Consider the following 15,505-nt stretch of genomic DNA (forward strand, 5'->3'; position numbering starts at 1 on the left):
CCTCCCGCTCACACCCCGGCGTAGGAGTGCTTGCCGGTGACGAAGATGTTGACGCCGTAGTAGTTGAAGAGGAAGCAGGCGAAGGCCGCCAGCGCGATGTATGCGGCCTTCCGGCCCTTCCAGCCGGCCGTGGCGCGGGCGTGCAGATAGCCGGCGTAGGCCACCCAGGTGATGAAGGACCAGACCTCCTTGGGGTCCCAGCCCCAGTAGCGGCCCCAGGCGGCCTCGGCCCAGATGGCGCCCGCGATGATCGTGAAGGTCCAGAGCGGGAAGACCAGCGCGTTGACGCGGTACGCGAACTTGTCGAGCGTGGCGGCCGCGGGGAGCCGGCTCAGCACCGAGTCGGCGAAGGCGCCGGGCTGCTTGCCCTCCGGGGCCGCCAGCTTGGCCTCGTAACGGTCGCGGAAGAGGAAGAGCACCGTGGCGACGGCACCGAGGTAGAACACCCCGCCGGAGATGATCGCGCAGGAGACGTGGATCCACAGCCAGTACGAGTCCAGGGCCGGGACGAGCTGGTCGCTCTCCGTGTAGAGCACGGAGACGGCGAGGCCGAGGTCGAGCAGCACGGTCGTGACCAGCGGCAGGCCGAGCCAGCGCACCGGCTTCTTCGCGAGGAGCAGCGCGAGGTAGGAGCCGACCACGACCATCGAGAAGGTCGTGGAGAACTCGTACATGTTGCCCCAGGGGGCGCGCTCCACGGACAGGGCGCGGGTCAGCACCCCGCCGGCGTGCAGCAGGAACGCGAGGGTGGTGAGCGACACGGCGATCCGGCCGTAGAGGTCGCCGCCCTCGTCACCGCCCGCCGCGCCCGGCCCGTCGGGCACGTCCCGGCTGCCGGCCGCGCCCCGGGTCACGACCCGGGGGCGCTCCAGCACGGTGGTGCCGCCCCGGCCGGTGACCTGGACGGCGGGCGCGGACGCGGCCCCGGCCTGCCCGGCGGGCCTCTCGGTCAGCGCGGCGGCCGTGCGGCCGACCTTGCTGCGGCCGCCCAGCACCCACTCCGCCAGGTGGGCGCCGAAGGCCAGGACGTAGACGGCCATCGCGGAGTAGATCAGCACATTGCTGATGGTGGCCAGGTTCTCATTGGCTGCGGCTGCGAGGTTCACGCGCGCGCTCCTTCGGCGGGACCATCGGGATCGGGTTTCTCACGGTCGTCGCCGGCTGGCTCTCCGGCGGCTGTCTCTTCGGCCGGCGTCCCGGCGGCTGTGTCTCCGTCCGGCGTCCCGGCGGCCGTGTCTCCGTCCGGCTCGGGTGCCGGCGGGGCCGTCTCCCGGAGGGCCACGGCCAGATCGGCCAGTTCCTCCGGCAGCCGGGCGGACTCGCTGCGGCCCAGCGCGGCCATCTCCACGACCGTGCCGGAGCCGTCCGCGGCCGGCCGCGCCCGGACCCACACCCGGCGCCGCTGGATGAAGAGGGAGGCCGCGAGTCCCAGCAGCGCCGCGACGGCGCCGCCCAGGGCCCAGCCCTTGCCGGGCTGGCTGGAGATCTGGAAGCTGGCCCACTCCTCGACGCGGTCGAAGGTCAGCGAGCCCTGGCCGTCGGGCAGTTGCACGGTCTCGCCGGGCCGCAGGAACTTCCGGTAGAGGTCGCCGTTCTCCTTGAACTGCTTCATCTTCCGGGTGTCGAGCTGGTAGACGTTCTGCGGGATGCCCGCGTCGACGCCGAGGCTGCCCATGAAGGCGTTGATCGACAGCACCGGGTAGTCCAGCGCCGGGAAGGTGGAGTGCGGGCCCCGCACCTCGTCCAGTGCGAAGGTCGGCAGGAAGCGGCCCTGGAAGCCGAGCTGGGTCTTCTCGCCGTCCTTGTCGCGGGCGTCGGGCACCTTGATGACCCCGACGGAGGTGTTGTTGGTGTCCTGCGGCAGGAAGGGCACCGGCCCGCGGTAGGCGATGTCGCCCTGGCCGTCCTTGACGGTGACGACGGGCGCGTAGCCGTAGCCGATCAGATAGACCTTGGTGCCGTCGACCTCCAGCGGATGGTTGACCTCGATGCTGCCCTTCGTCTCCGCGCCGTCCGCGCCCTTCCAGTGGGTGACGTCGGCGCGGAAGGTGCGCGGGGTGCCGTTCTGCGGGCCGCCGCGCTCGAAGGTGGCCTCGAAGTCGTCCAGCCGGAAACCGAACGGGGTGAGCTCGTCGGTGTCGTAGAGGCTCGCGGCGCGGAAGTCGTCGTACTGGGGAAGGGTGTTGGTGAAGCCGTCGCCCTTGACGATCAGCTTGCCGCCCTCGGCCTTCCACAGGCTGCCCGCCGCGAAGGCGATGAGCATCACGATCAGCGCGATGTGGAAGACGAGGTTCCCCGCCTCCCGCAGATAGCCCTTCTCGGCGGCGGCGGTGTCCCCGCCGCGCCACGCGCGGAAGCGCCGCCGGCGCAGCGTCCGGTGGGCGGCGTCCAGCACCTCCTCCGGCGCGGCGGACGTCCGCCAGGTCGTGTACGCGGGGAGCCGGGTGAGGCGGCTCGGGCCGGCCGGCGGGCGGCCGCGGAGCTGGCCGGCGAACTGCCAGGTACGCGGCACGATGCAGCCGATGAGGGAGATGAACAGCAGGATGTAGATCGCCGAGAACCACACCGAGCTGTAGACGTGGAACAGGCCGAGCTTGTCGTAGAGCGGCGCCAGCGTCTCGTTCTCGGCCCGGAACTCCTCGACCGCCATCGGGTCGACGCCGGTCTGCGGGATCAGCGAGCCGGGGATCGAGCCCAGCGACAGCAGGAACAGCAGCAGCAGCGCCACCCGCATCGAGGTGAGCTGCCGCCAGAACCAGCGGGCCCAGCCGATGACGCCCAGACCGGGCAGCGGGGCGCTCTCGTCGGGGGCGGTGGACAGCTGGGAGCCCGCCGCGCCGAGCCCGGAGGCCGCGGTGTCCGCCGCGGCCCCGGCCCGGGTATCGGCTCGGGTGCCGGCTCCGGTATCGGCTTCGGCGTTCTTCGTCGTCTCGGCCATGGATCAGATTCCCGGGGTGAAGGTGGAGGACCAGACCTGGAGGCCGCCGATCAGACGGTCCCAGACGCCCGTGACGAGCAGCAGGCCGACGGCGATCATCATCAGGCCGCCCGCCCGCATCACCCACACATAGTGCAGCTTGACCCAGGAGAAGGCGCCGAGCGCCCGCCGGAACGCGACCGCGGCCAGCAGGAACGGCACCCCCAGACCGATGCAGTACGCGACGGTGAGCAGCGCGCCGCGGGCGGCGCTGGCCTCGTTGAAGGCGAGGGTGTTGACGGCGGCGAGGGTCGGGCCGATGCACGGCGTCCAGCCGATGCCGAAGAGCACCCCCAGCAGGGGCGCCCCGGCCAGGCCCATCGCGGGTCTGCGGTGGAAGCGGAACTCGCGCTGGGTGAAGCCGCCGAGCACGCCCATGAAGGCGAGGCCCATCACGATGGTGAGGGCGCCGAGGACCTTGGTGATCGTCTCCCGGTACTCCTCCAGCGTGAAGCCGAAGTTCCCAAAGAGGGCGCCGTAGGAGACGAAGACGGCGGTGAAGCCGAGGATGAACAGCGAGGCGCCGGCCGCCATCCGCCCCTTGCGGGCCTCGGCCAGATCGCTGCCGCTGACGCCGGTGACATAGCTGAGGTAGCCCGGCACCAGGGGCAGCACGCAGGGGGAGAAGAAGGAGACCAGCCCGGCGAGCACGGCGATCGGCAGGGCGAGCAGCAGGGCCCCGCTGAGCACGGTCTGGTTGAACGTCTCCGCGGCGATGGACATCTCCGCGGTGTGGAGCGTCGTCACGGAATCACTTCTCCGCGATCAGCGGTTCGATCATCTCGCGCAGCTCGTCCTCGCCCAGCGGCTTGAGCGCACGGGCGGCGATCTTCCCCTCCCGGTCGATGACCAGCGTGGACGGGATGGCCTTGGGGTTGAGGCTGCCCTTGGGGAAGCGGAGCATGAGCTTGCCGACCGGGTCGTAGAGACTCGGATACGGCACCTCGAACTCCTCCTCGAACTTTCTCGCCGGGGTGATGTTCGGGTCGCGGGTGTTGATGCCGAGGAAGCGGACGCCCTCGTCCTTCGTGTCGTTCGCGACCTTCACCAGGTGCGGCATCTCGGCCCGGCAGGGGGCGCACCAGGAGCCCCAGACGTTGACGACCACGACCTCGCCGTTGTAGTCGGCGAGCGCGGCCCGCCCGCCGTCCACCGTCTCACCGGACAGGTCGGGCGCCTTCTGCCGGTCGCCCTGCGCCGCGCGGTCGATGCCGCCGTCGCCCGCGACGAAGCCCGTGTTGCCCGAGCCCTCGGACGTCTCTCCGCCCCCGCAGGCCGTCAGCAGCAGCATTCCGGCCGCGGCGGCGGCTGCGAGAGCGGCGGTGCGGCGGCGGGACGTGCGGCCTCGGGGGGTGTGGCAGGCACTCATGTGAAAAGTTTCGCATGACCGATTGGCCGATCTTCCGCACCCCCCTGCCCGCACCCCGCCCGCGCCCCGCCCGCCCGGAAACCGCCGGGGGCCGGGGCCCCGGAGCCCTCTCAGGCGCCGAAGCCCTTGGCGCCCTTGACCGGTTTGGCGCCCGCGAGCAGATGCGCCGGGACGAGGTCCCGGGCCGGCTCGGTGTAGCCGACCGAGACGATCCGGTCACCCTGGAAGGTGAACGTGGTCAGGCTCGCCAGGGTGCACTGCCGCTTGCGCGGGTCGTGCCAGAGCCGCCGCTTCTCGACGAAGCTGCGCACCGTCCAGATCGGCAGCTGGTGGCTGACCGCCAGCGCCTCGTGCCCCCGCGCGGCATCGCGGGCGGCGTGCAGCGCCGCCATCATCCGGACGACCTGCTCGACGTACGGCTCGCCCCAGGAGGGCCGGAACGGATTGGTCAGGTGCCGCCAGTTGGCGGGGCGGCGCAGCGCGCCGTCCCCGACGCCGAAGGTCTTGCCCTCGAAGACGTTGGCCGCCTCGATCAGCCGTTCGTCGGTGGCGACGGTCAGCGCGTGCGCCTTGGCGACGGGTCCGGCGGTCTCCTGGGCCCGCTCCAGCGGGGAGGAGACGACATGGGTGAGGTCGCGGCCGGCGAGGTGTTCGGCCACCCGTTCGGCCATCTTCCGGCCGAGCTCGGAGAGGTGGTAACCGGCCCGGCGCCCGTAGAGCACGCCGTCCGGGTTGTGCACCTCGCCGTGGCGCATCAGATGGACGACGGTGATCTCGTCGCCGCCCGCCGGGCCGCCGCCGGAGCCACTGCCGCCGCCGGCGCTGCCGTTGCTGGCTGCCATCCCGTTCCGCTCCCCTTCCGCTCTCCCGTTCCGTTCCCGTCCGCCCGGACCGGCCATCACGCATCCGCCCCCGGGGCCGCCGCGGCGGCGGCGCGGGCCGCGGCCGGCAGCGCGGCCGCGATGCGCTCCACCGCGGCCCCGTCGTGCGCCGTGGAGACGAACCACGACTCGAAGGCCGACGGCGGGAGGTACACCCCGTGCGCGAGCATCGCGTGGAAGAAGGCGGTGAACCGGTGGACGGCCTGGGTCTTCGCCGTCGCGTAGTCCGTCACGGCCTCGTCGGTGAAGAAGACGGAGAACATGCTGCCCGCGGTCTGCAGCCGGTGCGCGACGCCCTCCTTGGCCAGCGCCTCCGTCACCAGCGTCCGCACCTCGGCGGAGACCGCGTCGAGCGTCTCGTACGCGGCGTCGTCCAGCAGCCGCAGCTGCGCGACGCCGGCGGCGGTGGCGACCGGGTTACCGGAGAGGGTGCCCGCCTGGTAGACGGGGCCCGCCGGGGCGAGCGCCGCCATGACGTCGGCCCGGCCGCCGAAGGCCGCCGCCGGGAAGCCGCCGCCCATGACCTTGCCGAAGGTCATCAGGTCCGGCCGCACCCCGTCGAGGCCGTACCAGCCGGCCTTCGAGACCCGGAAGCCGGTCATGACCTCGTCCGAGACGTACAGCGCGCCGTTCTCCCGGCAGAGGTCGGCCAGCCCCTGGTTGAAGCCGGGCCGCGGCGGGACGACGCCCATGTTGCCCGGGGACGCCTCGGTGATCACGCAGGCGATCTGCTCCGGGTGGGCGGCGAACGCGGCCCGCACGGCGTCCAGGTCGTTGTACGGCAGCACGATCGTGTCGCCCGCCTGCGCGCCCGTCACCCCGGGGGTGTCCGGCAGCCCGAAGGTCGCCACCCCGGAGCCGGCCGAGGCCAGCAGCGCGTCCACGTGCCCGTGGTAGCAGCCGGCGAACTTGACCACCTTGGCGCGGCCGGTGAAGCCGCGGGCCAGCCGGATCGCGGACATCGTCGCCTCGGTCCCGGAGGACACCAGCCGCACCTGCTCCACGGGCGCCACCCGGGCCACGATCTCCTCGGCGAGCTCGACCTCGCCCGCCCCGGGCGTGCCGAAGGACGTACCGCGCGCGACCGCCGCCCGTACGGCCTCCTGAACCCCGGGGTGCGCGTGGCCCAGGATCATCGGACCCCAGGAGCACACCAGATCGACGTATTCGCGGCCATCGGCGTCGGTGAGGTACGGACCCGCACCGGACACCATGAACCGGGGCGTACCGCCCACGGCACCGAAGGCGCGGACCGGGGAATTCACACCACCGGGTGTCACGGCGGCCGCGCGGTCGAAGAGCGCCTGCGAGACGGGAGCTTCATACGGAAAAGACACGTTGATCCTGACCTGCGGGTACGTAGGTGGGGGACGGCGGCGGCCGCGCCCGGCTGACAAAGGTGCGGGACTTTCCTCCGACACTGAGACGAGACCTTCAGCCGTCCGTACGTCTGCGAGACTGGGGCATGCAGGAGTAAGTCACACAAGCCATGGTCTCAGAGCCCCGCAGGATCGTGTGCGGCCGGGCGTTTCGGCCGCCGGTCGCTGGGGATGTCTCTGAGACGATGATCGGGTTGCGCGGCCTGTGCCGCGACTTATCGGGTGGAGACTATGCATCGCGGTGGCGGACTGGGCGAGGGGACCGACGACCTGGACCCCGAGCGCGCCCGCGCCTCCCGTGCGGCCCGCCGGGGGAGGGGCCGGCACCGGGGCGAGCGTGATCCCGAGGCACCGAGGGGGAGCAGGAGTGGCCGCGTGGGGGTGACCTACAAGTACTTCGGGGCGCCCGACGGAGCGACCGCCGCCCGCGTCCCGGTCTCCATGCGCCCGGAGGAACTCGGCGGCGACGAGCTCGGCATGGGCGGCATGTTCACGAAGATCAAGCCGGAGACGATGGCCGCGATGGTCCTCACCGGCATCGAGGGCGTACCGCTGCACAAGGTCCCGCCGCTGGAACTGGTCGTCCTCCACCCCGACTACGCCGTGGTCAAGCTGCCGGTGACGGCCGTCGACCCGCTGCGCGGGGTCGGCGAGGAGGCGGTGGGCGCGGCGGCCTTCATCTGGTCCACCGTCCCCGACCGCGGCGGCCCGCGCGACGCCTTCACCGTCTACCAGCTGCTCCACGAGTGGCAGGACTTCTCCGAACGCCTCCACCACGCGGGCCACCAGCCGTACTGCCTCGTCTGGCCCTGAGCCGGGGTTTCCCGCGGACCGACCGGGGCTTCCGTGCTCCCCCTCGTCATGCGCCGGGAGGGGCCGTCAGGCCGCCGGGCCGCGCTGAGGGCCCACTACGATCAGCCGCCATGGACTGGCTGGAGCGGATCGCGAAGCTGAGACAGTGGACCAAGGGCGGAACGCGCGCTCCGCACAAACCGCTGCTGCTCCTGTACGCCCTCGGCCGGTTCCAGGAGGACGCCGACGGCGGTCTGCGCTACACCGCGGTGGAACAGGACCTGCAGCGACTGCTGACCGAGTACGGCCCGCCCCACCGGACGACACCCGCCTACCCGTTCCACCACTTGACCGGCGACGGCGTATGGGAAGTCCGCACCGATCGCGGACCGGGCAGCCCCGGCAGCGGGGTGCGAGACCTCCGCGGGACGGGCGCCACCGGACAGCTCGCGCCGGACCTGAGAGCGGCCCTGCGACGTGAACCGGACCTGCTCGGCAGAATCGCGCGCTTGCTGCTCGACCTCCACTTCCCACCCTCTCTGCACGGCGAACTGTGCGAAGCCGTCGGCCTGGACCTGGAGCCGGCGGAGGCCGAGCAGTTGCCGGCGGTGCGCAGGCAGCGGGACCGGAGGATGCGGCAACTGGTGCTGACCGCCTACGAGTACCGGTGCGCCTTCTGCGGATACGACGGCAGGATCGGCGCGGTACCGGTCGGGCTGGAGGCCGCCCACGTGCGCTGGTGGGCGTTCGGCGGACCCGACGAGACGGACAACGGGCTGTGCCTGTGCTCGCTGCACCACAAGCTCTTCGACAAGGGAGTGCTCGGCGTGGGATACGACCAGCGCATCCTCGTCTCACAACGCTTCGTCGGCCACAGCCCCGCCGCCCGCGAGCACGTCATAGCGCTCGCGGGACGCCCGCTCATCGCCCCACAGCCCGGCTCGCGCCCTCCTGCCGCAGCTCACCGCGACTGGCACACCCGACAGGTCTTCCACGGCGCACCACGCCCGGCCACGGCCGCCTGACCCCGAAGCCGTCACGGCCGTCCCCGTCACGGCGCCGCCGCCGTCAGATAGCGCTGCACCGTCGGCGCGAGCCAGGACACGACCTCCTCGCGGGGCATCTCCGCCACCGGCGGCAGCCGCAGCACATAGCGGGTCAGCGCCATGCCGAGCATCTGGGAGGCCGTGAGTCCCGCGCGGACCGCGGCCTGGGCGGGGTCGGGGCAGACGGCGGCGACGACCGGGCCGAGCTGCTCCCGGAAGATCGCGCGGGTCCGCTCGGCGCCCGCCGCGTTGGTGACCCCGACGCGCAGGGTCGCCGTCATCACCTCGTCCTCCTCCCAGCGCTCCAGGAAGTGGGCGACGAGAACGGTGCCGATCTCCTCGCGCGGTACGGCGCCGAGGTCGGGGAGGCGGAGGTCGACGGCGGAGGAGGCCGCGGCGAACAGGCCCTCCTTGCTGCCGTAGTAGCGCATCACCATCGACGGGTCGATCCCCGCTTCCCGGGCGATGGCGCGGATGGTGGCCCGCTCGTACCCGTCGGCGGCGAAGCGCTCGCGGGCCGCGGCGAGGATCGCGTCGCGGGTGGCCTGGGAGCGGCGGGCGGGTGCGGGGTCCATACCGGTCAGCCTAGGCCCACGCCTGTGGGCCAACAGCCGTGGACCGACGGCCGCGCGCCGCAGCGGCACGCCAACGTCCGTGCGGAGCAGCGCTGTTGACCGTGCCGAGGCGCGCACCTACGCTTGCCAACAAGCGTTGGCCAACAGACGTTGACATCATCGGCGGGCGCGGTCCCCCGCATCATGGGCGGAGACCCGCGCCGTTCCCGGGAGGCGGATATGCGCACCCCCATCACCACCTCGGACGTCCTCGTCGCCGGCGCCGGCCCCACCGGGCTGCTGCTGGCCGGTGACCTCGCCGCGGCCGGGCTCTCCGTCACCGTCCTGGAGAAACGCCCGGCGGGCCGCTCCTCGCTGACCCGCGCCTTCGCCGTGCACGCCCGCACCCTGGAACAGCTCGACGCCCGCGGCCTCGCCGACGGCCTGGTCGCGCGCGGCACGCCCCTGGAGCGCGTCGAGCTCTTCGGCACCCTCGCCCTCGACCTCGGCCGGCTCCCGAGCCGCTTCCCGTTCCTCCTGGTCACGCCGCAGTACGAGGTCGAACGGCTGCTGGAGCGGCGCGCCGCGGAGCACGGGGTCCGCTTCCGGTACGGCTCCGAGGTCACCGGCCTGCGCCAGGACCCCGATGGAGTGGAGGTGACCGCCGCCGAGGAGCACGGCACGGCGACCCACCGCGCCGCGTACCTCGTCGGCACCGACGGCCACCACAGCACCGTCCGCCGCGCCCTGGGCCTGCCCTTCCCCGGCGGCTCCGTGATCCGCTCGCTGGTCCTCGCCGATGTGCGGCTGGACCGGGAGCCGCCGGAGCTGCTCGCGCTCAGGGGCGACGGCGAGAACTTCGCGCTCGTCGTCCCGTTCGGCGACGGCTGGTACCGCGTGGGCGGCTGGAACCGGCACCGCCAGGTGCCCGACCACGCACCGGTGGACCTGGCGGAGGTCCGGGACATCATGCGCCGGGCGCTCGGCGACGACTTCGGAATGCGGGATCCGCGCTGGCTGTCCCGGTTCCACAGCGAGGAGCGTCAGGTCCCCGCCTACCGCACCGGGCGGGTGCTGCTCGCGGGCGACGCCGCCCATGTGCACTCCCCCGCCGGCGGACAGGGCATGAACACCGGCCTGCAGGACGCGGCCAACCTCGGCTGGAAGCTCACCGCCGTCCTCCGCGACGGAGCGCCCGGCAGCCTGCTGGACACCTACCACGAGGAGCGGCATCCGGTCGGGCGCATGGTGCTGCGCAGCAGCGGCGCGATCCTGCGCCTGGCGATGGCCCCGGGCCCGGCCGGGCCCGGCGCGCGCCGGCTGGCCGCGCTGGCCGTCGGCCGGATCCGCCCCGTGGGCCGGCGCGCGCTCGGCAATGTCACCGGCATCGGCGTCGCCTACCGCGCCGGACGCGGAGCGCACGTCCTGACGGGGCGGCGCGTCCCGGATCTCCGGCTCGCGGGTCCGCCCGGGGCCGCCGCGGGCACGGACGCCCCCGCCCGGCTCCACGAGGCCCTGCGCGGGGGCCGGTTCGTCCTCGTAACTCCGGCGGACGGGCCGGGACAGGCGGCGCTGAAGGAGGCGCTGGCCGGATACGGGAGCCGGGTCCGGCCGGTGTACTGGGCGGGTGACCGGCGCACCACCCTGCTCGTCCGCCCCGACGGCTACGTGGCCTGGGCCTCGGACGCCCCCTCCCCGTCCGGCCTCCGCACGGCCCTCCACCGCTGGGCCGGACCGCCGTCCCCGCCCGGACCCGGCACCTGACGGCGCCGGCCGTGCCCGGTGCCCGGGTGCCCGCCGCCCGCGTCAGGGCTTGCTGCCCGCCGCGGCCGACGCGTCCGTACCGGCACCGCCCTCCGCGGGCGCGGCCGGAGTTTCCCCGCCGCCGAACAGCCGGCGGGCGACCGGCTCGGTGTAACGGGCGGTCAGCGGGCCGATGATGACGAGCAGCAGCACGTACGCCGTGGCCAGGGCGCCGAGCCGAGGTTCGACTCCGGAGCTGATCGCGAGCCCCGCGATGACGATGGAGAACTCGCCGCGGGCCACCAGCGCGCCACCGGCCCGCCAGCGGCCCTTCTCGCCGATCCTCGCCCGCTTCGCCGCCCAGTAGCCCGTGGCGATCTTGGTGATGGCGGTGAGGACCGCCAGGATCAGCGCCGGGACGATCACCGGCGGGATGCTCTCCGGATTGGTGTTCAGCCCGAAGAAGACGAAGAAGACCGCGGCGAAGAGGTCCCGGAGCGGGACGAGTACCGCGTGCGCCCCCTCCGCCACCTCGCCCGAGAGCGCGATGCCGACCAGGAACGCGCCGACCGCCGCCGAGACCTGCAACTGCTGGGCGACGCCCGCGACCAGCAGCGTCAGCCCCAGCACGACCAGCAGCAGCTTCTCCGGGTCGTCGCTGGAGACGAAGCGCGAGATCACCCGGCCGTAGCGGACCGCGGCGAAGAGCACGAAGCCCGCGACGGCCAGCGCGACACCGAGGGTCACACTGCCGGCCGCGATGCTCAGCCCGGAGAGCAGCGCCGTGAGCAGCGGCAGGTAGACCGCCATCGCCAGATCCTCGAAGACGAGGACGCTGAGGATGACCGGTGTCTCCCGGTTGCCGACCCGGCCGAGGTCGCCGAGGACCTTGGCGATGACCCCCGAGGAGGAGATCCAGGTGACGCCCGCCAGCACCACGGCGGCGACCGGGCTCCAGCCCAGCAGCAGTGCCGCGGCGGCGCCCGGCAGCGCGTTGAGGACGAAGTCGACGATCCCGGCCGGGTACTGCTTGCGGAGGTTGCCCACCAGATCCGCGGCGGTGTATTCCAGGCCGAGCATCAGCAGCAGCAGGACGACGCCGATCTCCGAGGCCTGGGCGACGAACTCCTCGCTCGCGCCCAGCGGCAGCAGCCCGCCGTGGCCGAAGGCCAGACCGGCGAGGAGGTAGAGCGGGATCGGCGAGAAGCCGTAGCGGCCGGCGAACCGTCCCAGCAGGCCCAGCGCGAGGATGAGGCCGCCGAGTTCGATCAGGAATATGGCTCCGTGCATGCGCTCATTCCCGTTCGAGGATCGCGGCGGCGGCGTCCACGCCCTCGCGGGTCCCGATGACGATGAGCGTGTCACCCCCGGCCAGGCGGAAGTCCGGGGTCGGCGAGGGGATCGCCTCGGAGCGGCGCAGCACGGCGACGATGGAGACACCCGTCTCCGTGCGGAGGCAGGTGTCGCCCAGGACGCGTCCGTTCCAGTGCGAGGACCCGCTCAGCGGGATGCGCTCCGCGACCAGGCCGAGATCCGTGGTGTAGAGCAGGCTCGGGCTGTGGTCCTGCGGGGTCAGCGCGTCCGCGATCAGGGCCGCTTCGGAGCCGGTGAGGCGCAGTGACAGCGCGCAGGCGTCGGGATCGTCGGACCGGTAGGCGTTGAAGCTGCGGGTGCCGTCCCGGTTGGCGACCACGGACAGATGGCGCTGCTCGCGCGTGGTCAGGTCGTATTGGACACCAATGCCGGGCAGTGGTGTCGTGCTCATGCGTGGTGCCGGCACGGTGACCCCCTCTTTCTGGCCTCACTGGGCTGACGTGGCGGAATGGACGGCACGGCCGCGTCGGCGGGGCCGCCCGCCCAGAACCCTGCCATACGGCCCGCCGGCGCCGGAGACGCGTGTGCGGCTCCGGCCCCGGCGGTCGTGCTCCGGCCCGTCACCGGGCCATCCCCCGGGTGCGTCCCGGGTGTGCCTCGGGTGCGTCCCCGGGGGTGTCTCTCCGGTGTCTCAGTCGTCCTTCTCGACCTTCAGGATGCAGCCGGTCCTCGGGTCGATCAGCACGTCGTACGTGATCTTGCCGCGCTTGACCTCCACCTCCCAGACCTTCCGCTTCTTCTTGTCCTTCGGGTGGAGCCTCTCCTCCTCCACCTCGGCCGCGGTGACCTTCCCGGGCACGGCGCCCTCCGCGATCGTGATCGCCTCGCGGATCTCCACCGGGTGCGCGTGGCCGTGCCGGCCGTGCTTGCTCTTCTTGCCGTGGTGGCCGTGGTGGCCGTGCTGCTTGTGGCACCGGCCGTGGCCGTGGCCGGAGTGGTGGCCGTGGCCGTGACCGGCGTGGTGACCGTGACCGCGGTGGTGGTCGTGGGCCGAGGCCGTCGCCGGAACTCCGGCGACCAGGGCGGCGGCGGCGACCAGACCGGTGACCGCGGCGCCCAGCCGCTGGGCGACCGTGTGCGAACGGCGGAGGGCAGGGTCCGTTACGGGCATGAAAGGTGCTCCTCGATGTCGTGATCCGATCCGTCCGGTGATGCCGGACGACCGCACCTTTCCCCGCCGACCTGACGGACTGTCATGGAATATGCATCTCGTCCCCCGATCAGACCTTCCTCTGATCCGATCAGCAGCGGCATATCCTGCGTGCGGACGATCACAGCCAAGCCAGGCTCGCAACGGAGGCACCATGAGCACGCGTACCGCAGTCGTCACCGGCGCCAGCAGCGGAATCGGCGCGGCGACCGCCCGCAGACTGGCCGAAGCCGGATACCGGGTCCTGCTCACCGCGCGCCGCGCGGACCGCATCGAGGCGCTGGCGGCCGAGTTGACGGCAGCCGGGCTGGAGGCCGCCGCCCACCCGCTCGACGTCACGGACCGTGCGGCCGTCGACGCCTTCGCCGCCTCCCTCGACCGCTGCGACGTCCTGGTCAACAACGCCGGCGGCGCGCTGGGCCTCGACCCGGTGGCCACCGGCGACCCCGCCGACTGGCGGGCGATGTACGAGGTGAACGTCCTCGGCGTGCTGCACGTCACCCAGGCCCTGCTGCCCGCCCTGACCGCCTCCGGCGACGGCACGGTCGTCGTGCTCACCTCCACCGCCGGACACGGCACCTACGAGGGCGGCGGCGGTTACGTGGCCGCCAAGCACGGCGCCCACGCCCTCGCCGGGACCCTCCGGCTGGAGCTGTGCGGCGAACCGGTCCGGGTCATCGAGGTGGCCCCCGGCATGGTGCGCACCGACGAGTTCGCGATGACCCGCTTCCGCGGTGACGAGGAGCGGGCGGCGGCTGTCTACGCGGGCGTGGCGGAGCCGCTCACCGCCGAGGACGTGGCCGACACCGTGGCGTGGGCGGTCACCCGCCCTCCGCACGTCAACATCGACCTGCTCGTCGTCCGCCCGCGCGCACAGGCGTCCAACACCAAGGTGCACCGCGAGAAGTGAGCACGGCAGCCGCCCGGGCCCGGATCCATGGGCCCGGGCGGCGCCCTCCTCAGCCCTTCACGCAGATGACCTGCTTGAGCTTGGCCACGACCTCGACCAGATCGCGCTGCTGGTCGATGACCTGCTCGATCGGCTTGTACGCGGCCGGGATCTCGTCCACGACCCCGGAGTCCTTGCGGCACTCCACGCCCCGGGTCTGCTCCTCCAGGTCCCGGGCCGTGTACCGCCGCTTGGCCGCGTTGCGGCTCATCCGCCGGCCCGCGCCGTGGGAGGCGGAGTTGAAGGACGCCTCGTTGCCGAGCCCGCGCACGATGTACGAGCCGGTGCCCATGGAGCCCGGGATGATGCCGTGGTCCCCGCCGCCCGCGCGGATCGCCCCCTTCCGGGTGACCAGCAGGTCCATGCCGTCGTACCGCTCCTCGGCCACGTAGTTGTGGTGGCAGGAGATGACCGGTTCGAAGACGGGCCGGGCCTTCTTGAACTCCTTGCGGACCACGTCCTGGAAGATGCCCATCATGATCGCGCGGTTGTGCTGGGCGTACTCCTGTGCCCAGAACAGGTCGTTCCGGTAGGCCGCCATCTGCGGGGTGTCCGCGACGAACACGGCGAGGTCCCGGTCCACGAGGCCCTGGTTGTGCGGCAGTCGCTGCGCGATACCGATGTGGTGCTCGGCCAGCTCCTTGCCGATGTTGCGGGAGCCGGAGTGCAGCATCAGCCAGACCGTGCCGGACTCGTCCAGGCAGAACTCGATGAAGTGGTTGCCCGAACCGAGCGAACCCATCTGCCTGGCGGCCCGCTCCCGGCGGAACCTGACCGCCTCGGCCACCCCGCCGAACCGGGACCAGAAGTCCTCCCAGCCCGCCGTCGGGAAGCCGTGCAGCCGTCCCGGGTCGACGGGCTCGTCGTGCATCCCGCGCCCCACCGGGATCGCCTGCTCGATCCTCGACCGCAGCCGGGAGAGGTCACCGGGCAGGTCGTTGGCGGTCAGCGAGGTCTTCACCGCCGACATCCCGCAGCCGATGTCCACCCCGACCGCGGCCGGGCAGACGGCGCCCCGCATCGCGATCACCGAACCGACCGTCGCGCCCTTGCCGTAGTGCACATCGGGCATGACGGCCAGGCCCTGGATCCAGGGCAGCGTGGCGACGTTCTCCAGCTGGCGCAGCGCGCCGTCCTCGACGGTGGCCGGGTCGGCCCACATCCGGATCGGCACCCGCGCACCGGGCAGCTCGGTGTATCCCACGACGTCCTCGATTCCCCCGCCGGCCGGGGTCCCCCCGTGACCGGGACTGATGTCTCCCGCTGGTCGAAAGCGCACGGCACAAAACCC

Annotated in this window: 15 protein-coding genes; 4 read left to right on the forward strand and 11 right to left on the reverse strand. The window is 72.8% G+C overall.

Translation table 11 applies throughout. From position 1 onward, the window contains the following. Positions 1-8: 8 nt before the first annotated feature. The 6 genes from ccsB to hemL form a co-directional block, all read right to left on the reverse strand. Positions 9-1,106 (reverse strand): c-type cytochrome biogenesis protein CcsB, encoded by a 1,098-nt coding sequence (gene ccsB, locus SXIN_RS13115; protein WP_095757017.1) that lies wholly within the window; start codon positions 1,104-1,106, stop codon positions 9-11. After that, the gene (gene resB / locus SXIN_RS13120) at positions 1,103-2,938 is read right to left on the reverse strand and encodes a cytochrome c biogenesis protein ResB (RefSeq protein ID WP_019707725.1); all 1,836 of its coding nucleotides are present in this window, start codon (positions 2,936-2,938) and stop codon (positions 1,103-1,105) included. The genes ccsB and resB overlap by 4 nt, the downstream gene beginning before the upstream one ends. Positions 2,939-2,941: 3 nt before the next feature. Continuing rightward, positions 2,942-3,700 (reverse strand): cytochrome c biogenesis CcdA family protein, encoded by a 759-nt coding sequence (locus tag SXIN_RS13125; protein WP_039820543.1) that lies wholly within the window; start codon positions 3,698-3,700, stop codon positions 2,942-2,944. 28 nt (positions 3,701-3,728) lie between these two features. Then, positions 3,729-4,346, reverse strand: coding sequence for a TlpA family protein disulfide reductase (locus SXIN_RS13130; protein ID WP_019707723.1), 618 nt, complete (start codon positions 4,344-4,346; stop codon positions 3,729-3,731). Positions 4,347-4,456: 110 nt separating this feature from the next. After that, positions 4,457-5,101, reverse strand: coding sequence for a histidine phosphatase family protein (locus tag SXIN_RS13135; protein WP_050364097.1), 645 nt, complete (start codon positions 5,099-5,101; stop codon positions 4,457-4,459). 143 nt (positions 5,102-5,244) lie between these two features. Next, positions 5,245-6,564 (reverse strand): glutamate-1-semialdehyde 2,1-aminomutase, encoded by a 1,320-nt coding sequence (gene hemL / locus SXIN_RS13140; protein ID WP_192883584.1) that lies wholly within the window; start codon positions 6,562-6,564, stop codon positions 5,245-5,247. A gap of 273 nt (positions 6,565-6,837) precedes the next feature. Between hemL and SXIN_RS13145 the strand changes: the two genes are divergently transcribed. Both SXIN_RS13145 and SXIN_RS13150 read left to right on the forward strand, forming a co-directional pair. Continuing rightward, a complete protein-coding gene (locus tag SXIN_RS13145; protein ID WP_185831215.1) occupies positions 6,838-7,419 on the forward strand; it encodes a hypothetical protein in 582 nt (193 codons plus the stop codon). A 110-nt stretch (positions 7,420-7,529) separates the two neighbouring features. Beyond that, positions 7,530-8,423: a phosphorothioated DNA-binding restriction endonuclease gene (locus SXIN_RS13150; protein ID WP_019707719.1), complete on the forward strand. Its 894-nt coding sequence runs from the start codon at positions 7,530-7,532 to the stop codon at positions 8,421-8,423. A gap of 26 nt (positions 8,424-8,449) precedes the next feature. On the opposite strand, the gene SXIN_RS13155 is transcribed toward SXIN_RS13150, so the two are convergent. After that, the gene (locus SXIN_RS13155; RefSeq protein WP_019707718.1) at positions 8,450-9,019 is read right to left on the reverse strand and encodes a TetR/AcrR family transcriptional regulator; all 570 of its coding nucleotides are present in this window, start codon (positions 9,017-9,019) and stop codon (positions 8,450-8,452) included. Positions 9,020-9,238: 219 nt separating this feature from the next. Between SXIN_RS13155 and SXIN_RS13160 the strand changes: the two genes are divergently transcribed. Further along, positions 9,239-10,762, forward strand: coding sequence for an FAD-dependent monooxygenase (locus tag SXIN_RS13160; protein WP_238153751.1), 1,524 nt, complete (start codon positions 9,239-9,241; stop codon positions 10,760-10,762). 42 nt (positions 10,763-10,804) lie between these two features. Here the strand turns inward: SXIN_RS13160 and SXIN_RS13165 are convergent, their stop codons facing one another. From SXIN_RS13165 to SXIN_RS13175, 3 genes are all read right to left on the reverse strand, one after another. Then, on the reverse strand, positions 10,805-12,031 hold the full coding sequence (locus SXIN_RS13165) for a cation:proton antiporter (RefSeq protein ID WP_019707716.1): 1,227 nt from the start codon (positions 12,029-12,031) through the stop codon (positions 10,805-10,807). A 4-nt stretch (positions 12,032-12,035) separates the two neighbouring features. Continuing rightward, positions 12,036-12,521, reverse strand: a complete 486-nt coding sequence (locus SXIN_RS13170; RefSeq protein WP_095757020.1) for a cation:proton antiporter regulatory subunit — start codon at positions 12,519-12,521, stop codon at positions 12,036-12,038. A gap of 225 nt (positions 12,522-12,746) precedes the next feature. Next, complete coding sequence (locus tag SXIN_RS13175; RefSeq protein ID WP_039820537.1) at positions 12,747-13,226, reverse strand: PepSY domain-containing protein; 480 nt, start codon at positions 13,224-13,226, stop codon at positions 12,747-12,749. 193 nt (positions 13,227-13,419) lie between these two features. On the opposite strand from SXIN_RS13175, the gene SXIN_RS13180 reads away from it, so the two are divergent. Beyond that, complete coding sequence (locus SXIN_RS13180) at positions 13,420-14,175, forward strand: SDR family NAD(P)-dependent oxidoreductase (RefSeq protein WP_019707714.1); 756 nt, start codon at positions 13,420-13,422, stop codon at positions 14,173-14,175. Positions 14,176-14,224: 49 nt separating this feature from the next. Here the strand turns inward: SXIN_RS13180 and SXIN_RS13185 are convergent, their stop codons facing one another. Further along, complete coding sequence (locus tag SXIN_RS13185) at positions 14,225-15,418, reverse strand: RtcB family protein (RefSeq protein WP_019707713.1); 1,194 nt, start codon at positions 15,416-15,418, stop codon at positions 14,225-14,227. Positions 15,419-15,505: the final 87 nt, after the last annotated feature.

The sequence above is a fragment of the Streptomyces xinghaiensis S187 genome (genome assembly GCF_000220705.2).
GTDB classification, from domain to species: domain Bacteria; phylum Actinomycetota; class Actinomycetes; order Streptomycetales; family Streptomycetaceae; genus Streptomyces; species Streptomyces xinghaiensis.

Excerpts from the sequence above, each read along its gene's own strand:
- SXIN_RS13135 (WP_050364097.1), bottom strand. The coding sequence starts at position 5,101 with ATGCGCCACGGCGAGGTGCACAACCCGGACGGCGTGCTCTACGGGCGC.
- SXIN_RS13150 (WP_019707719.1), top strand. The coding sequence starts at position 7,530 with ATGGACTGGCTGGAGCGGATCGCGAAGCTGAGACAGTGGACCAAGGGC.
- SXIN_RS13160 (WP_238153751.1), top strand. The coding sequence starts at position 9,239 with ATGCGCACCCCCATCACCACCTCGGACGTCCTCGTCGCCGGCGCCGGC.
- resB (WP_019707725.1), bottom strand. The coding sequence starts at position 2,938 with ATGGCCGAGACGACGAAGAACGCCGAAGCCGATACCGGAGCCGGCACC.
- SXIN_RS13155 (WP_019707718.1), bottom strand. The coding sequence starts at position 9,019 with ATGGACCCCGCACCCGCCCGCCGCTCCCAGGCCACCCGCGACGCGATC.
- SXIN_RS13165 (WP_019707716.1), bottom strand. The coding sequence starts at position 12,031 with ATGCACGGAGCCATATTCCTGATCGAACTCGGCGGCCTCATCCTCGCG.
- SXIN_RS13175 (WP_039820537.1), bottom strand. The coding sequence starts at position 13,226 with ATGCCCGTAACGGACCCTGCCCTCCGCCGTTCGCACACGGTCGCCCAG.
- SXIN_RS13180 (WP_019707714.1), top strand. The coding sequence starts at position 13,420 with ATGAGCACGCGTACCGCAGTCGTCACCGGCGCCAGCAGCGGAATCGGC.
- SXIN_RS13130 (WP_019707723.1), bottom strand. The coding sequence starts at position 4,346 with ATGAGTGCCTGCCACACCCCCCGAGGCCGCACGTCCCGCCGCCGCACC.
- SXIN_RS13145 (WP_185831215.1), top strand. The coding sequence starts at position 6,838 with ATGCATCGCGGTGGCGGACTGGGCGAGGGGACCGACGACCTGGACCCC.
- SXIN_RS13125 (WP_039820543.1), bottom strand. The coding sequence starts at position 3,700 with ATGTCCATCGCCGCGGAGACGTTCAACCAGACCGTGCTCAGCGGGGCC.